Here is a 17,670-nt window from a genome sequence, read left to right as displayed (position 1 = left end):
TTACAAGGATGTTGCCCAACGCACTACAAAGCCGAGCAGCAGTCCGCCGAGAATAATAAAAGGCGAGGGCACCTTGCTAAAAGTTAGCAACAGAAATGTAGCGATGGCTACACCAAAATTCATCAGAGTGTGTTCAAGAGGCTGAAATAAAATAACAGCCGAAGCTGCCACGAGTCCTGCACTCGCAGCGGTAATGCCTTCCAGCGATGCCCGAACGGCACGATAACGTTTCAGACTTTCCCAGAAACGAATTACAAAGAATATGAGAAATGTACCCGGCAGAAAAATTCCGAACGATGCCATCAATGCTCCTATAATTTCTCCACCTGTGCCGGAGTCTCGCATGGAGAGCGCCCCTATATATGCACTGAATGAAAACACGGGGCCGGGTAGCGACTGTGCTACTGCATAGCCCGACAAAAATTCTTCTGATGAAAGATAATGTTTGGGAGCATATTGCACGAACTCGGTATATAACAACGGCGTGAGTACCTGCCCGCCACCGAAGATGAGGCTGCCGTTACGATAGAAATTTTCGAATAATCGCACAGGCAAGGCTTTTGTTATACCTCCCAACGCAGCAGCAAAAATAAGTACACCTGCCCACAGCAGGAAGTTTGCCCAGGGCACTACAATTTTAGTTTTCTCCTCCTTCGGCTGATCTTTATACTTCAATGCCGTGAGCATACCCGAACCCAGAAGTATAGCAGGAAATACATACGGTGTTTGAATGAGGTATGAAAGTATAGCCGCTACAATCATCAATACGATACCGGTTTTAGTGCGCACGGTTTTCTGAATGATAGCATACGCACCATAACTTACAAAGCCTACGGCCATTGGCTGGATGAAGCGTGTAAACTCAAGCGACCAGTTTTTCTCTTCTATACCTGACATGATCAACGCAGCGAGCGTCATCAGCGAAACTGCGGGAAGTATCCAGATCAGCAAGGTGAGGTATGCCAGGTTGGGGCCTCCCAGTTTAAACCCTATAGCGGTTAGTGTTTGCGTAGAGGTTGGGCCCGGCAAAATCTGACAGAGTGAATTGATCTCCATCAATTCATCGTCTGTCAGGTATTTCCGTTTATCTACGAGTACTTTTTGAAAATGTGCCAGGTGCGCCTGCGGTCCGCCAAAAGTAGAAACCGCCAGCATGAGCACATCGCGCAGAAAGATATAGTATCGAACGCGCTGGATCATTACAACTCGGGGGCTATAGCTCTCGTCATCCTTATTTTTTCAATCCTATCTCGCGCAGGCGCTGGTCCAGAAATTCTCCGGCTGTAATATCTTCCCATTGCTTGGGCGTTTCCGCTGTAACACAATCTTTCAATGCTGCGAGGCTCATCTCCGAGCGCGGGTGCATAAAGAAAGGTATAGAATAACGCGGTGTATTCATGAGGTGACGTGGCGGATTTACCACACGGTGTATTGTTGATTTCAGTTTCTTGTTCGTGAGGCGTTCGAGCATATCGCCCACATTTACTACCAATTGATCTGGCAATGCCGTGATGGGAATCCACTTGCCATCTCTGCGCAATACCTGCAGACCATCGGCACTGGCGCCCATGAGCAATGTGATCAGGTTTATATCACCATGTTCGGCTGCGCGCACTGCGTCTTCAGGAACAGCATCCGGATTTTCGATGGGGTAGTAATGGATCGGCCGTAATATACTGTTACCATGTTTAACTTTATCGTCAAAGTAATTTTCAGGAAGGTTAAGGTATAGGGCTATGGCGCGAAGCATATAGGTACCGGTCTTTTCAAGTGCGCGGTAAACATCAGTGCTTACTTTGCCAAACTCGGGCACTTCCTGTGGCCATATATTCGCCGGATAATGTTCTTTATTCAATTCTGACTCAGGCAGTTCCTGCCCTACATGGTAGAACTCTTTCAGATCACCCGTGTTTCTGCCTTTGGCATGTTCTTTTCCTTTACCAATATAGCCGCGCTGGCCGGCAAGCTCGGGGCGTTCGTATTTTTTCTTTACATCATCGGGCAATGCAAAAAATTGTTTTATAGCCTTATAGAGATCCTGTTGCATAGCATCCGTGAGAAAATGATTCCGGATCGCTACAAAGCCAATGTTATGATAAGCGGCACCCAGGTCTGCTACAAATTTCTGTTTCTTCTTCTCATCACCGTTATAATAATCCGCCAGGTCGAGTGAGGGGATTTCGTCATATAGTATTTCGTTCATAACACTTGGGTTTGTTTCCGTGCAAGCTAAATATTTTTGGCTAAATTTCGTGCAGGTAAAGCGGCCACATCGGTTGCAGAAATATTAACATTATAACATCTGCTTTATGAAAACAACCCGAAGAGAATTTGTGCAGCAAGCGCTAAAAGCTACCACCTTAACAGCCCTCGGAACACCACTGGCTTTCAATGCCCTGGCGGACTCACGAACAACAGAAACAACATCATCGCCATTCGATATACTGACGGATGGTGTAGCATTACAATTTGCACAGGTGCCTCTGCCGTATGCCTATGCGGCTCTTGAGCCTTCTATCGATGCCATGACGATGGAGATTCACTATACCAAGCACCACACGGCCTATATCAAGAATGTAAACGAAGCGATCGCTGCCGACAAGATATCGTTCGGTACAGAGAAGGAATTCTTTGCCAATGCTTCCAAGCTTTCTGCGAAGGCACGAAACAATGGAGGCGGTGCCTGGAATCACAATTTTTTCTGGCAAACCATGAAACCCGGTGCAGGACAGCCCGGTGGTAAACTTGCTGAAGCGATCAACAGTTCATTTGGTTCATTCGATAAATTCAAAGAGCAATTTACACAAGCGGCGATGACTCGCTTTGGTTCAGGATGGGCATGGCTGGTAAATGAAGGTGGCAAACTAAAGATTGGTTCAACACCTAATCAGGACAATCCATTGATGGACGTGAGCGAATTGAAAGGAACGCCATTGCTCGGGCTGGATGTATGGGAGCATGCATACTACCTCAAGTATCAAAATAAGCGCAACGAGTATGTTGCCAACTGGTATAATGTTATTAACTGGGATGAAGTGGCAAAGCGCCTTGCATGAAAGATCATAGAAATCACAGAAAATTACTGAAACAACTCTGTTATTAAAACAGGAATAACCACCCGCCATAGCAATATATAGAGACGCTGTGGCGGGTTTATTATTTATAGGATATGAGAGCATTGCGCATTGCCATTATTGGCGACTATACGGAAGGCAAGCACACCCATATAGCACTTAATGCTGCTATTGATCATGCTCGCCCTCATTTGAATTTTGCTATAGAGGCACCGTGGATTGATACCACAAGTATTGCCACTGTAGAGAGCCTGAAGCAATACGATGGCTTGTGGATTGCACCTGGTTCGCCCTACAAAAATGACGGTGCTGTATATAGTACTATACGGTGGGCTCGCGAGAATAACATTCCAGTCTTCGGTACCTGTGGCGGCTTTCAGTATATGATTGTAGAATACGCAAAGAATATACTGAGTATTCGCGATGCCGGTCACGAAGAGAGTGAGCCGGGTGCTCAACAGCTGGTAATCTCTAAACTAAGCTGCTCACTAAAAGGTAAGCCGGAAGAAGTGATTATTCGTGACAAGCAATCGTGGTTATACAGGGTATTGCAGAAGGATATTATTACCGGTCATTTCAATTGCAACTATGGTGTGAACCCTGCGTTTGCAGAACAACTGCAACAAGGAGCACTCGCATTTACTGCTTTTTCATTGCAAGGTGAAGTGCGCGCACTTGAACTGAAAAACCATCGCTTCTTTAAAGGAACATTGTTTCAGCCTCCGCTTGATTCTACTCCGGAACGACCGAATGCATTAATCATGGATTTCTTTTATACCATTAGCCGTTAATATGAACAGAATTACAAACTATATTAAACGTTAGCGAACTACATATTAAACTGTTCTTAAGTAAGCCTCCATCTCGGTGCGGTCGGTAAATTGGGCAATGCGAAGCTTCTCTATTTTCTCTGACGATTTATCTTTTACATGATTCGCAGCAATTTTTGAAAACACTTCAGATGTATCCATAAACTGGACGTGAATTAACTCGCCACCTTTTAGGTGTTTTACCATACCCGGCAGTAAATTATTAACAACCCAGGCCTTTGATTCAACGCTGATCACTCCCATCTTTCGGATGTCAGCTACAAATTTTACCGTTTTCAGCTTTGTGAATGTATTCAATACAGCCATATTGATAGCTACAAATTGCTCGTGGCTAAGAACCTTATTGGTATACTCCAGAAACAATGCATCGAGTGCTTCATCATAGTATACTTGTGCACTTTGATTTTCAAAAAACTTTTGGTTCGGCATTTATTTTTGAAAGTTAGAGATATAGTAATAATCAAGAGAGACACCTGACGGCACCATTGGATCGCTGGATGCTAAACGCTTCGCAGGTAAGCTTCCATTTTGGTACGGTCGATAAACTGGATTACCTGAAAGTCCTTTGCTATATCAACAGACTTTTGCTTAATATTATTACCTGCAATCCTGGCAAACACTTCCGATTCATCTAACAACTGAACTACTACCGGGCTCTTTCCATTCAAATGTTTCACCAATCCCGGCAGTAGAATATCGACAACCCATTTTTGCGACTCAATACTGATAACTCCCATCTTCCGTATGTCTGCCACAAATTTGGTAGCCCGCTGTTTTTTATACGCTTCCAAAAGCGCTGTATTAATAACAACAAATTGCTCATGGTTCACTACGCGGTTGGTATATTCCAATACCATAGCCCCAAGGTTTGAATCATAATATATTTTTGCACTTTGGTTTTCGAAAAACTGATGCATGTGAATGTGGTAAAGGATTATATGCGCTTCGTTAAATACTTGTAGTCAAGTTTCTATTTTTTGTATGATCCGTGCATTCCCAAACAATCTATCCAAATCGGAATAATATTTTTTCGGCACCAATCATTTAAAAAATTCTGTGGCTGACTCACTTATAGCTATAAGTTTTAAACCGTGGTGCATAGCTACAACAATCACGCAGCCTAAAGACACGGTAATTTTGAAATAACTTACCCCCGTAGGTTGATTTAACGAGACATCGTGACAACTAACTTCACCGCTTATAACGATGCATGGAACACATCAGGCATTTTGATAACCGTATCACGAATTGAATGATGTATACCTGTGCTATTGTAACGTACAAAGTGGTATACTAAATACAGAATTTTATAACTCTGAACTTTTCTTACATATATACCAGCAGTACTGATAGATTTATATTCTTGTTGGAAGGCACTACTATTTATATATCAATGGGGATTAAGTCAGGAAATTATTACATGAAATAAAAGGCAACGGTTCAATTTGCACCGCTATAGGGACATAAAGGGATTCAGGATATGTAGAAATTGGGTTATGAACCGGCTATTGGTCTGCGCGGCTCTCTAATACATCGCTTCCCATACTGCTCTTTTGCTGTGGAATAGTCACCCAGCGTATAGCATCTTCCTTTCTGCCAAAGTAGGCAAAAGACACTTCCTTATCAGCCTTCTCCATCATGTCTTCCATAGACATATTGGTAAAAACATCTTCCGGTACTACAAACGCTACCTTTGAATGTCCAACAGCCACCGCCTGCGTACGCCATTCTGTGGCAGCCCATACCTGGTCCTCTTCCAGGAGTGCACCCTTATGTGTTACATCATACACTAATCTGCCAGTTTTAAAATGCTCCATAGCCTTAATCATCGCCATCATTCCATTTCTGAACTCAGCAGATGTTGGCGCTACTTTCCAGGTTGCTATCAAAATGTGATGGGCCGCGTTATACTCAATCCGCTTAACGTCTGTATCGAGGTAAATTTCCATACGGGTTAATTGTTAAATGAAAGCAATGCTATCAGCATCTTGTGAAGCGTTTAGCACAATTACAAAGGCTGCAAAGATTAAACTATTATGAAAAATAGTTTTCAATACCAGGTTGTCAAAAAGGTGGACAACTCCCAAAATTGAGGTTCATTCAAGTTTTTTGCAGGTGAGATATGTGCCGCATGTTAGGAAATATCAATGCGGAGACCGATAAAAATTCAGGCTGTCGCCTGCCAGCATGTGCTGTTCGATTAATATACCAGGATGGCGCGGGGCTGCTATACCTTTTCCGAATTTCTGCGGGGCGATGAAGATGCGCGCTTCATCCCACAATTCATTTCCAATAAACATGGCCAGCGTTGCAGCACCCCCTTCGATAATGACCGACTGTATCTTTTGTTTCACAAGGTCTTTCACGAGCTGTTGCAGAAAGTCCTGTTCATCGAGGCGTATTAACAAAAGGTTGTTGTGTTCTTCATGCTTAAGAACATTATAGCAGATAGTCTTTTGCTTTCGATCAAAGAGATGAAGCTTCGCCGAAAGCTTGAGGTAGCGATCAATCACAATGCGCACAGGATCTCTACCCGTCCAGTCGCGCACATTCAATTGAGGGTTATCGTGCATGGCGGTGCGTGCACCTACCAGTATACCATCTTCTTCGCTGCGCCACTTATGCACAAGTTGTCGCGCATGTTCATTGCTGATCCACCTGGAGTCGAAGTTCTCACGGGCTATAAATCCATCTGCAGTCTCCGCCCATTTAAGAATGATATACGGGCGATTCTTTTCCATGAATGTAAAGAACCGTTTGTTGAGTTCGCGCCCTTGTTTCTCCAATATACCGGTAACTACTTCAATACCGGCCGCGCGCAATTTCTTTACGCCATTACCTGCTACCAATGGATTGGAGTCGAGGTTGGCGATTACCACCTTCTTTACCTGGTGTTGTACCAGCATATCGGCGCAAGGCGGGGTTTTACCGGTGTGCGAGCAGGGTTCCAGGTTCACATATATAGTACTCTCACGCAAAATGCTTTTATCGGTAAGTTGCTGCACAGCATTTACTTCTGCATGAGCCTGACCATATTTACGATGCCAGCCCTCGCCTATAATTTTACCATCGTGTACAATAACACTGCCCACCATGGGATTAGGACTTACGTAACTTCTGCCGAGCAACGCAAGCTCCAGTGTGCGCTGCATAAAAATTTCATCCTGATGGTGATCGTGCCTGGTCATTGAATTATACTTGCAAAGATTGCCAAGCTATGAAAAATTCCAAAGCTGTATTTCAGGATTTCATCCGGCAGGTCACTTTGCCCGAGAGCAAAGACGAGATTGCCAGCATAGCCCACCGGGTGTTGGAACACATCGCCGGCATTAGCAGAAACGACATTCTGCTGGATAGGCCTGTTAATTTCACTTCAGCACAAGAAATTCAGTTAGCAGAAAGCATTGATCGCATCAATCTCCACGAGCCCGTGCAATATGTTTTGGGAGAACAAGATTTTTTTGGCCGAACATTTCATGTAAACAAGTCTGTATTGATACCACGGCCCGAAACAGAGTATCTAATCCGGGAGATCATAGCGTATTGCAAAAACCAAATCGACCCGCTTACAATCATCGACATCGGCACAGGAAGTGGATGTATACCCGTGACATTGTCATTGGAAATTCCTCAGGCCCTGGTATATGCTACTGACATCAGTACCGATGCTTTAGCCGTTGCAAGAGGGAATGCAGCACAGCTAAATGCTACGGTTAACTTTCTGCAACACGATATACTCACGCAAAAATTACCCGTAACCGCTATCGATATTATAGTGAGTAATCCTCCCTATATAGCATTGGAGGAAGCTACGCAGATGAGTGCCAATGTAACGCAATATGAACCACACCTAGCTTTGTTTGTGCCCAATAACGATCCATTGAAATTTTATCGTGCCATTGCCATAGCAGCACGAGGTGTGCTCAACCCCGGCGGACTTCTTATTGTTGAGATCAACGAACGATTTGGCAACGAGGTGGCAACTATATTGGAAGCAAACCGCTTCCATAACATTGCGATTCTGAAAGACCTCGATGGCAAGGACCGCGTTGTAAAAGGAAATTTACTTGCAGATTAACTTCGGATGGTGGTAGATTGCCGGTATCTGTAACATCGATTCACAACTTATAGCACATGAGCCGCACTAACTACGTTTCGTTTATAGGTTCAGGCAATGTAGCCTGGCATTTGGCTCCGGCTTTGGACAACACCGATTTTGCCGTGCGTGAAGTATATAGCCGAAACCCTGCGCATGCTGCAGCCCTGGTTGATAAGTTGTATGAAGCAGAGGTGAGGCACTCCCTTGATTTTTCTTCAAGCTCATCGCGCATCTTTATTATCGCGGTGTCTGATGACGCAATAGAATCGCTGTTGCAGGAAATTATACTGCCGAACGATGCCATTCTTGTGCATACTTCGGGAAGTCAGCCGCTGAGTATATTAGGTTATGCTACTCCAAACACAGGTGTATTTTACCCGTTACAAACCTTCAGCAAAGCGAAGAAAGTAGACTTTCGTGATATCCCTATATTTATTGAAAGTGATTCACGAGAAGCGGAGAGAGTATTGCTGCACATGGCAAAGGCCATCAGCAAAAACGTACATACCATTGCATCCCGGCAGCGCAAGGCCATGCACGTAGCAGCCGTATTCGCTGCCAACTTTACCAATCACATGCTTCTGATTGCGGAAGATATTATGCGGGAAAATAAACTGGACTTTGTGTGGCTCAAACCGCTGATCGCCGAGATGATCAACAAGAGCTTATCCATTGGCCCTCAAAAAGCACAGACCGGACCGGCCAGACGTGGCGACTTCGAGATACTCGACCGGCACATGGAATTTCTTCAACACGATGAAACCATTGCAGCCATCTATAGATCCATCAGCCAGCACATTGTGGATACATATCATAGTTAGTTAGCAGTTTTTAGAAACGCTGATACATCACGTACCCATTGCGATTTATTGGCTATTGTAAAGATGTTATGCCCAACGTGGGGATATACTTTCAATACTTTATTGTTATTGTTCAGGCTGGTATATATCTCATCCGTTTCTTCGCGGCTCACGCGATTATCTTCTTCGCCGAATAATATCAGTGCCGGGCATTTCACAGCTTGTGCATAGCGCGAAGGATTGTGTGAGAAAGCCCAATATCCATTCTGCAAACCGCCCCAAAAGCATAACAAACCAGCCATAGGGAACGTAGGTATATGCATAAGCCTGAACCGGGCCTGCACTGTTTTATACAACGAGCCAAAGGGGCATTCAAGAATAACGGACGTTACCGGAAGTTCGTAATCATCCATAGCCTTTAACACAGCGGCCGCACCCATCGATGTACCAAAGAGAATAACATTCTTTTCTTCTTTGTGAATATACTCAAAGCAGTCCTTTACCTGTTCAGCCTCTTTATAGCCAATAGAAGTTGTATTACCTCCCGATCCGCCTGAGCCCATGAAGTCAACGAGGAAAGTTGTGTAGCCTAACTTCCGAAATTCATCGGCGCGCATAATCAGCGATGATTTTTCACCGGCATACCCGTGAAACATAATGACCGTGCCTTGGGAATTTCGTGTACCGATCTTCCAGCATTCCAGTTCTTCTGTACTAATAACCTTTACCGTTTTAAAGGCTGCACCCGGAACTTCTTTTTGCATTGGCCTGGGATTATCAATGCCTGTAAACAACAACTGCATCTTATCTAATACCGACAGTTCTGCAGGGTCTTTTGTACGCGCAACGGTTTCCCTGCTGAAGTGTGTAAATTTATAAGCATGTTGAAAAGCTATTGCATTTATCAGTATAAATACAATGAGCAACAGCCAGCCGATTCTCTTCTTACTCATACCCAATGTTGATGCTTTCAGGTTAGTATATAGTTTGTTTTCATTTTGCAGGTGTATTGCAAAGAATCACAAGGAAAATTTCTTATCAGGAATTGCAATGTAGTCAGTAAGAAGTCCTCCCCGGCTTCAGAGATGACTAACGATGCGCTTACCATTTTGTTCGGAGATAACCACGACCATCCCATAAAAGGCAGCGTTAGGGTTAGCAGGCAACCCAGGAAGTATGCGTCAAGAATTTTTTTGAACGTAACAAAACAGAATCAAACAAAAAGATGTTACGTAAATTATTTGCGTTTTGATGTTCCGTTAAATAACGGTTTCCGCAAGGTCATCGTTTTTTTGGTTATCAGGAAGCACTACCTTTGACGTTAAGCTATTGAATATACTACATGTCACAATCTATTAATTCCCGCAGACCTAGACGAAACCGAAAGAGTGCAGCAATCCGTGCTATGGTAGAGGAAACTCGCGTCACTACCGATGACCTTATTTTTCCTTTGTTTCTGATCGATGGCAAAAATCAAAAGACTGAGGTCAACTCGATGCCGGGGATTTTCCGGCTTTCTGCCGATCTGATGCTAAAGGAAATTGAAGAATGCATAAAGCTGGGTATACGTGCATTCGATATTTTCCCGGCCGTAGAAGATCAGTATAAAGACAAGATTGCCACCAGGAGCTACGACTCTAATTTCTTTTACCTTCGTGCGTTGCGTGAAATCAAGAAGCAATTCCCGGAAGCGTGTATTATGACCGATGTAGCCATGGACCCCTATAGCTCCGATGGCCATGATGGTTTGGTGAAGGATGGTAAAATTCTCAATGACGAAACACTTGAGATACTCGGTAAAATGGCGTTGGCTCAGGCAGAAACAGGTATAGATATACTCGGTCCTTCTGATATGATGGATGGCCGTGTAGGATACCTGCGCAATGTGCTGGACGCGAACGGTTTTACAGAAGTATCCATTATGAGCTATACTGCCAAATATGCGAGTGGATTCTACAATCCCTTTCGGGATGCACTGGACTCTGCACCTAAATTTGGCGACAAGAAAACGTACCAAATGAATCCGGCTAACCGCCAGGAAGCACTGATCGAAGCACAGCTCGATACGGAAGAAGGTGCAGATTTCCTGATGGTGAAGCCTGCGCTTGCTTATCTGGATATTATCCGGTTGCTGAAAGATAACTCATCGCTGCCTATCGCTGCCTACAATGTAAGCGGTGAGTATTCGATGGTGAAGGCCGCTGCACTGAAGGGATGGCTGGATGGAGAACGCGTGATGAAGGAAACGTTGTTGAGCATGAAGCGTGCAGGAGCGGATATAATACTAACGTATTTCGCGAAAGAATTCGCTGCTTTAGCCAACCATTAAAACTTTATCATATTTATGGGCCGCAGGATTTTTTTAGCCATCAGTCTTGTGCTCGTTTCATTTCAGATCTTCTCACAGACTATTGTGCTGAACAAGACTGGCTGGATCGAAGTAAAAGGAAATCTTACACACTGGCGTGATGAGGCCCGTAAATTAACACTTGATGAAATACGGCTGCTGAAGCTTGATTCTGTTGCAAGCGATAAAGCTCCTAATTTCGGATTCGATCGTGCGGCACATTGGTTCAGGATTGATGTAAAAAACGGATCACCCTTTACTGAGTGGCAGCTGGAGGTTGCCTATGCACCACTCGATCATGTTGACTTTTATATACTATCAGATTCGTCTCTGGCATGGACGCATAAACTTGCTGGCGACCGATACCCAATAAAGGTGCGCGATCTCTGGCACCGGCATCCGGTGTTTGGCTTTGAAATTCCGCAAGGGCAAACGAAGTCTATTTACCTGCGTGTAAATACAATCTCATCGGTTCAATTGCCAGTTATACTCTGGAATCCTTCAGCCTTTCAAACGGCTACCTATAATATACAGCTTATCAACGGGCTGTTCTTTGGTGGCATGATACTTATGCTGCTATACCAGTTGTTCCTTTTCATTTCCATGCGCGATCGGGTAACGTTTTACTATGTGCTCACCTTACTTTCCATGGTAAATATCGTTGCCTTCTTTCAGGGTTATACATTTCTCTATGTATACCCTGCACATCCGGCCATGAACGATATATTCGCCATGTTCTCCGGGCCTGTGTTTGTGCTTTCATCTACGTTGCTTACCCGCTCATTTCTGAATCTTAAAAAATTCAGCCCCTTGCTGGATAAGTTGATGATCGCAAACATGGCGCTGAATGTAGTAGCAGGGCTCGCCATGTTTATATTCTTTCCGCACATCTCGTATGAATATCATCATTATTTTATTTTGATACACTGTCTGCTCGCGCTTACCAGTGCCGGCTATTGCTTCCATAAAAATTATCGCTCGGCCCGTTATTACCTGATTGCGTGGATTACGCTGCTTATCGCCACCGTATTTTTTACCATCAGCAATCTCGGCTTTGTGCCGGGCTATATGAGCACGAACTACAGCGGCCTGATGATTGGATGTATACTGCAGATGCTCTTCATTGCTTTCGCCCTGGGCGACCGTTGGAATATACTTCGCAGAGAAAATCAATTGGCGAAGGAATTAGAGCTGAAAAGAAATCAGGAAGAAAATGAGCGCCTGGAAAGAGAAGTGCAGCTGCGCATTGACGAGATCCAACAGAAGAGCGAAAAACTCGCAGAAGTTAACCGCGTAAAAGATAAACTCTTCTCGGTGGTATCGCACGACATAAAAGGACCACTCAGCTCCTTACAATTGGCCTTGTCGCTCTTAAAATCCGGAGATGTAAGCCGTGAAGAATTTCAGCATCTCACCAAGGCCCTCGAAACACGCTTTAGCCAGACAACCGAGTTCATTGAAAACTTACTACAGTGGGCTACGCTTCAATTGAAAGGCGAGACGTACGAACCAGACTATATCGACCTTTCCAGAATTGCCGAGGAGACTATCACGCTGATGGATTCCGATCTCCAACGAAAAGATATTAAAGTAAAAAACAACCTTCATCCATCTCTACAAGCCTACGCAGATCTGAACATGATTCGATCTATTCTGCGAAATCTGCTTACCAATGCCATCAAATTTACCGGCAATGGTGGCACCATCACCTTGAATGCTATGCGAACCGATCGCCAGGTAGTTTTATCAGTGACTGACACAGGTGTAGGTATACTACCGGCAAATCAGCACCGCATGTTTACACTGGGCAGTATAACAACACCGGGAACTAAACAGGAAAAAGGAACCGGTCTGGGACTCTTACTCTGCAAAGAATTTGTAGAGAAGAACGGAGGTCGCATCTGGTTCGAAAGCGTGGAAGGAAGAGGCACTACATTCTTCTTTTCGCTACCCGAAAGCCAGGAAGGTGTGCAGGAGATTGCAAGTGCTTAATATACTATACGATTTGCCAATGCTTTTCAAATTGAGGATTGTACTAACCAGAATCTCTCTATTTTAACGATCGGCTAGGGAGGAACACCTGCACTACAATATCACTTCGAGGCGAAATCCAACACCGTGATAGTTTACAATCTGCACAGCAGGATCCTCCTTCAGATACTTGCGCAGCTTGGAAATAAACACATCCATGCTGCGGCCCATAAAGTAATCGTCATCGCCCCACACTTCTTTTAGTATCTCTTCGCGTTTCAATACGCGGTGGCGATTATAATATAGCAACTGTAATACTTCGGCTTCCTTTTGTGTGAGCGTCTTCTCTGTCTGTTGATTTTTCAGTGTAAGCGTTGTGTAGTCAAATTCATAATTACCCAACTGAAATTTCTTCAAAGACGAAGATTGTCCTGCACTTCTGCGTAGAAATACTTCAATGCGGCAAAACAACTCTTCCAGGCTAAACGGCTTTGTTATATAGTCATCAGCACCGGTTTGAAAGCCCGCCAGTTTATCTTCCGTCATAGCCTTTGCTGTTAGAAACAATATCGGTATATCTTTATTTTCTGCGCGCACTCTGCGCGCCAGCGAAAAGCCATCGAGCTTTGGCAGCATCACATCAAAAATACACAAATGAAATATACCGGCATGATATGCGGCATCCCCTGCTTCACCATCGGCACACAGCGTAACATCATATCCTTTCAGACTCAGATTATCCTTTATTACAAATCCGAGGCTAGGATCATCTTCTACCAACAGTATCTTTTTCACATCAACTGTATTCATCACTTATACCGGTAAATAAAATCTGAACAAGCTACCTTTTCCAGGTTCACTCTGCAGTGTTATACTTCCACCATGTGCTTCAATGATGGTCTTAACATAACTAAGCCCCAGTCCAAAACCTTTTACATCGTGTATGTTGCCGGTGGGCACCCGATAAAACTTTTGAAACACACGCTTATGATGTTCAGAACTTATACCAATGCCGTTATCCTGCACCTCTACCATAACGCCTTTCTCATGACGCGATGTGCGGATCGTGATCTCCGGCTCATCCTTACAATACTTCACAGCATTGTCGAGCAGGTTTGCCAGCACATTCGTGATATGAAGTTTGTCAGCCTGTATACCTAACTCACCTGCTTCAAATACTTCATTTACTTTGCCTTTCTTTTCATTCAAGGCTACTGTAGTGTTGCGTATTGCATCTTGCACCAATTGTTGTATCTCTACATTCTCCTTCTTAAGACCAACATCCTCTTTATCGAGTCGCGCCATTTGCAGCACACGTTCAACCTGCTGTTTCAACCTGAGGTTCTCTTTCTCGATGATGGTAGCGTAGTTCAACAATCGCTCGGGGTGTTGAATGATAGTCGGATTTTTCAACACTTCTGTGGATACGGCAATGGTCGATATCGGTGTCTTGAACTCATGCGTCATGTTGTTAATGAAATCCTTCTGAACTTCCGACAAACGCTTCTGCTTCAGTATCACAAACAAGGTATAGGCAAAGAATACAATTACCAGCAACAATACTACAGAAGAAAACGACCATATACCCATCTGGTTAATGATGTGTGCTTCGCGGTTGGGGAATTGAACACCAAAGTAATAACCATGCGTGGACCATTTCGGAAAGCTGCTGGCTATATTTTTCTGCTTCGATTTGAGAGGAACATAGTTACCATAAGCCATCTTTTCGTTCGTGCAATCATATATACCATACTCAAAATCAGCTACTATATTTCGCTTCTCAAATTCTGTTCGCAGTAAAAACTCCAGCAAGCGCGCATTTACTTCGCTGTTTACCATTACCACAAAGTAGTTGGTAGAAACCTGCTTCACCGGATTGTTGGAAGGCGATGGTGTATTGTTCACTTCGTATATCTCCTGCGCTACATTATACAATGCAGCCGTAACCGTGCGTTCGAACTCTGCTTCCTTTAGATCGAAAGCACGTCTTACCCAATACAACTGGGTAATGGTTATACCGGTAATGCAAAGCGTTGCCAGTATAACAATAAGCCTGATGGTTGAGTTTTTCACAGATTAAAGGTACGAAGATTACAGCGTGGCGCGCACGACTTTAACAGGTCGTTAACAATTATTAGGCATTCGTTAACAAAGAAATCCTGCGTTTACGATGAGTTTTGTGCTGTTCGAACACGACAACGTATTTATTAATCTAAACCAGTTATTAACATGAAAAAAGTAAGCTTAATCATTCTGGGCCTTGTTTGCGTTACCGCCGTAATTGCCCAGACCCTGGCATCTAACGAAAGTCCCGTTAATCCGCTGCGCGCCGCCGCTTTTGCATGGACACAAACAACCTTCGACTTCGGAAAGATTAAAGTAAACGCACCTGTTACCCATGAATTCAAATTTACAAACTCCGGCGATGCTCCATTGGTAATTACATCGGTGCAAGCATCGTGCGGTTGCACAGTAGCAGAATACTCGAAAGATCCAATTCCATCGGGCGCACAAGGATTCGTAAAGGCAACCTATAACGCCGCCAAAGTGGGTGTCTTTGCAAAGACTGTAACCATTAACTCCAATACAGAAGATGGTGTTGTACTGCTTACCATTAAAGGTGAAGTGGTGAATTAAAAAATAACCACCTGATAAAAAAGAGCCCGGGGATTTCCTCGGGCTCTTTTCCATACTATATACTTTATAAAAACTTATTCTACTGTAACTGACTTCGCCAGGTTTCTCGGTTGGTCTACATTACAATCACGCATTACTGCAATGTGATATGAAAGCAATTGTAAGGGTATAACCGACACCATCGGCATAAATGCTTCGTGTACTGCGGGCACTTCAATTACAAATTCAGACATAGCTGGAATCAATTGATCGCCTTCTGTTACCACGGATATCACTCGACCTTTACGCGCCTTTACTTCCTGAATGTTCGACACCACTTTTTCGTAAGAGCTATCACGGGTTGCTATAAATACAACCGGCATCTCTTCATCGATCAAGGCAATTGGCCCATGCTTCATTTCAGCAGCAGGATATCCTTCAGCATGTATGTAGCTGATCTCTTTCAGTTTCAATGCGCCTTCCAGCGCCACCGGGAAATTATAGCCGCGGCCGAGGTATATAAAGTTACGGGCATCTTTGAATGTTGCTGCAATCTCCTGAATCTGATCGTTGAGTTTCAGCGCCTTCTCTACCTTTGCAGGTATAGTTTCCATCTCTACCAGCAGTTCATGAAATTTCTGGTCGGTGATAGTACCCTTCTTTTGTGCTACGGTAAGCGCAATCATATTCAGCACGGTTAATTGTGCTGTAAATGCTTTTGTACTCGCCACGCCAATCTCAGGGCCTGCGTGTGTATACGCACCGGCATGTGTAGCGCGCGCAATTGATGAACCCACTACATTACATACACCGAAGATAATGGCACCTTTTGATTTTGCTAATTCTATTGCTGCAAGCGTATCAGCGGTTTCACCAGACTGCGATATAGCAATCACAACATCGCCTTCACGGATCACCGGATTTCTATATCTGAATTCAGAAGCATATTCTACTTCAACAGGTATACGACAGAACTCTTCAAAGAAATATTCTGCTACAAGGCCAGCGTGCCACGAAGTACCGCATGCTACTATAAGAATGCGATCGGCAGCCACGAGTTTGTTTACATACTCACGCAAGCCTCCAAGAACAAGTCTGCCGGACTGAGAATCCAGACGACCACGGAGACAATCCTTTATAGAGCGTGGTTGTTCAAAAATTTCCTTGATCATGAAATGCTCATAACCACCTTTCTCGATGGCTTCGAGTTCGAGATCCACGGTTTGGATATAGGGCGTTAACGGAAGATTTGCTGTGTTAGTGATGCTAAGCTCTCCATCGCGGATCACAGCGATCTCCTGATCGTTGAGGTATACTACTTCATTGGTATATTCAATAATTGGTGTAGCATCAGATGCCAGAAAGTATTCGTTTTTACCTACACCTACTACTAGTGGACTTCCTTTTCTTGCTGCTACCAGCAGGTTAGGATCTTCCAGCGACATGATCACGATAGCGTACGCACCTACTACTTTTGTGAGCGCCAGGCGTACAGCTTCTTCCAACGAGCAATTCTCATTCTCTTTGATATCTTCAATAAAGTGAATAAAAACTTCTGTGTCGGTTTCACTTTCAAACGTGTGGCCTTTGCGGATGAGTTCTTGCTTCAACGAACTGTAGTTCTCGATAATACCGTTGTGAATGATAGCCAGTTTACCAGATGCTGAATAATGCGGGTGAGCGTTGCAATCATTCGGTTCTCCGTGTGTGGCCCAACGCGTATGTCCTATACCGATATGACTTTTAAGGGTCTTTCCTTTCAGGTGTTCTTCCAGCTCAGAAACCTTTCCTTTTTTCTTGTAAATATTAAGGCCGCCATTCAGCAGCGCAATACCAGCACTATCATAGCCACGGTATTCAAGACGCTTTAAACCTTTAATAATAATTTCGTGAGCCTGCCTGGCCCCTACGTAAGCTACAATACCACACATAA

The 17,670-nt window shown here is 44.1% G+C and carries 17 protein-coding genes; 7 read left to right on the top strand and 10 right to left on the bottom strand.

The window, feature by feature from the left end:
• Positions 1–1,200: a chromate efflux transporter gene (gene chrA, locus V7Q33_RS11760; RefSeq protein WP_331982642.1), complete on the bottom strand. Its 1,200-nt coding sequence runs from the start codon at positions 1,198–1,200 to the stop codon at positions 1–3.
• Positions 1,201–1,231: 31 nt separating this feature from the next.
• Complete coding sequence (locus V7Q33_RS11755; RefSeq protein ID WP_333819961.1) at positions 1,232–2,203, bottom strand: isopenicillin N synthase family dioxygenase; 972 nt, start codon at positions 2,201–2,203, stop codon at positions 1,232–1,234.
• A gap of 106 nt (positions 2,204–2,309) precedes the next feature.
• Here V7Q33_RS11755 and V7Q33_RS11750 point away from each other — a divergent pair, with 106 nt between their 5' ends.
• Both V7Q33_RS11750 and V7Q33_RS11745 read left to right on the top strand, forming a co-directional pair.
• Entirely contained in the window at positions 2,310–3,056 is a 747-nt protein-coding gene (locus V7Q33_RS11750) for a superoxide dismutase (protein ID WP_331982638.1), read from the top strand.
• A gap of 113 nt (positions 3,057–3,169) precedes the next feature.
• Positions 3,170–3,865, top strand: coding sequence for a CTP synthase C-terminal region-related (seleno)protein (locus tag V7Q33_RS11745; protein WP_333819960.1), 696 nt, complete (start codon positions 3,170–3,172; stop codon positions 3,863–3,865).
• A 45-nt stretch (positions 3,866–3,910) separates the two neighbouring features.
• On the opposite strand, the gene V7Q33_RS11740 is transcribed toward V7Q33_RS11745, so the two are convergent.
• The 4 genes from V7Q33_RS11740 to ribD all read right to left on the bottom strand — a co-directional run bounded on the left by V7Q33_RS11740 (position 3,911) and on the right by ribD (position 7,092).
• Entirely contained in the window at positions 3,911–4,333 is a 423-nt protein-coding gene (locus tag V7Q33_RS11740; RefSeq protein WP_331982634.1) for a hypothetical protein, read from the bottom strand.
• A gap of 71 nt (positions 4,334–4,404) precedes the next feature.
• Positions 4,405–4,821, bottom strand: a complete 417-nt coding sequence (locus V7Q33_RS11735; protein ID WP_333819959.1) for a hypothetical protein — start codon at positions 4,819–4,821, stop codon at positions 4,405–4,407.
• Between the two features lie 588 nt (positions 4,822–5,409).
• On the bottom strand, positions 5,410–5,853 hold the full coding sequence (locus V7Q33_RS11730; protein WP_333819958.1) for a hypothetical protein: 444 nt from the start codon (positions 5,851–5,853) through the stop codon (positions 5,410–5,412).
• A 195-nt stretch (positions 5,854–6,048) separates the two neighbouring features.
• On the bottom strand, positions 6,049–7,092 hold the full coding sequence (ribD, locus tag V7Q33_RS11725) for a bifunctional diaminohydroxyphosphoribosylaminopyrimidine deaminase/5-amino-6-(5-phosphoribosylamino)uracil reductase RibD (protein WP_333819957.1): 1,044 nt from the start codon (positions 7,090–7,092) through the stop codon (positions 6,049–6,051).
• 29 nt (positions 7,093–7,121) lie between these two features.
• Here ribD and prmC point away from each other — a divergent pair, with 29 nt between their 5' ends.
• Both prmC and V7Q33_RS11715 read left to right on the top strand, forming a co-directional pair.
• Positions 7,122–7,982, top strand: coding sequence for a peptide chain release factor N(5)-glutamine methyltransferase (prmC, locus tag V7Q33_RS11720; RefSeq protein WP_333819956.1), 861 nt, complete (start codon positions 7,122–7,124; stop codon positions 7,980–7,982).
• Positions 7,983–8,038: 56 nt separating this feature from the next.
• The gene (locus V7Q33_RS11715) at positions 8,039–8,824 is read left to right on the top strand and encodes a Rossmann-like and DUF2520 domain-containing protein (protein ID WP_333819955.1); all 786 of its coding nucleotides are present in this window, start codon (positions 8,039–8,041) and stop codon (positions 8,822–8,824) included.
• On the opposite strand, the gene V7Q33_RS11710 is transcribed toward V7Q33_RS11715, so the two are convergent.
• Positions 8,821–9,756, bottom strand: coding sequence for an alpha/beta hydrolase family protein (locus tag V7Q33_RS11710; RefSeq protein ID WP_333819954.1), 936 nt, complete (start codon positions 9,754–9,756; stop codon positions 8,821–8,823). The two genes, V7Q33_RS11715 and V7Q33_RS11710, sit on opposite strands and share 4 nt — an antisense overlap.
• 389 nt (positions 9,757–10,145) lie before the next feature.
• On the opposite strand from V7Q33_RS11710, the gene hemB reads away from it, so the two are divergent.
• Both hemB and V7Q33_RS11700 read left to right on the top strand, forming a co-directional pair.
• A complete protein-coding gene (hemB, locus tag V7Q33_RS11705) occupies positions 10,146–11,132 on the top strand; it encodes a porphobilinogen synthase (protein WP_333819953.1) in 987 nt (328 codons plus the stop codon).
• A gap of 15 nt (positions 11,133–11,147) precedes the next feature.
• Entirely contained in the window at positions 11,148–13,142 is a 1,995-nt protein-coding gene (locus V7Q33_RS11700) for a sensor histidine kinase (RefSeq protein WP_333819952.1), read from the top strand.
• A 93-nt stretch (positions 13,143–13,235) separates the two neighbouring features.
• Here V7Q33_RS11700 and V7Q33_RS11695 read toward each other — a convergent pair whose 3' ends face one another.
• The gene (locus tag V7Q33_RS11695; protein WP_333819951.1) at positions 13,236–13,931 is read right to left on the bottom strand and encodes a response regulator transcription factor; all 696 of its coding nucleotides are present in this window, start codon (positions 13,929–13,931) and stop codon (positions 13,236–13,238) included.
• Between the two features lie 3 nt (positions 13,932–13,934).
• The gene (locus tag V7Q33_RS11690) at positions 13,935–15,194 is read right to left on the bottom strand and encodes a sensor histidine kinase (protein WP_333819950.1); all 1,260 of its coding nucleotides are present in this window, start codon (positions 15,192–15,194) and stop codon (positions 13,935–13,937) included.
• A gap of 156 nt (positions 15,195–15,350) precedes the next feature.
• On the opposite strand from V7Q33_RS11690, the gene V7Q33_RS11685 reads away from it, so the two are divergent.
• A complete protein-coding gene (locus V7Q33_RS11685; RefSeq protein WP_333819949.1) occupies positions 15,351–15,758 on the top strand; it encodes a DUF1573 domain-containing protein in 408 nt (135 codons plus the stop codon).
• Positions 15,759–15,832: 74 nt separating this feature from the next.
• On the opposite strand, the gene glmS is transcribed toward V7Q33_RS11685, so the two are convergent.
• Positions 15,833–17,668, bottom strand: a complete 1,836-nt coding sequence (gene glmS, locus V7Q33_RS11680) for a glutamine--fructose-6-phosphate transaminase (isomerizing) (RefSeq protein ID WP_331982609.1) — start codon at positions 17,666–17,668, stop codon at positions 15,833–15,835.
• Positions 17,669–17,670: the final 2 nt, after the last annotated feature.

The organism is Ohtaekwangia sp. (assembly GCF_036786105.1).
In the GTDB taxonomy this organism is placed as follows: Bacteria; Bacteroidota; Bacteroidia; order Cytophagales; family Cyclobacteriaceae; genus Ohtaekwangia.
Note: the sequence above shows the minus strand (reverse complement) of the source record. Positions and strands in the feature narration are given on the sequence as shown.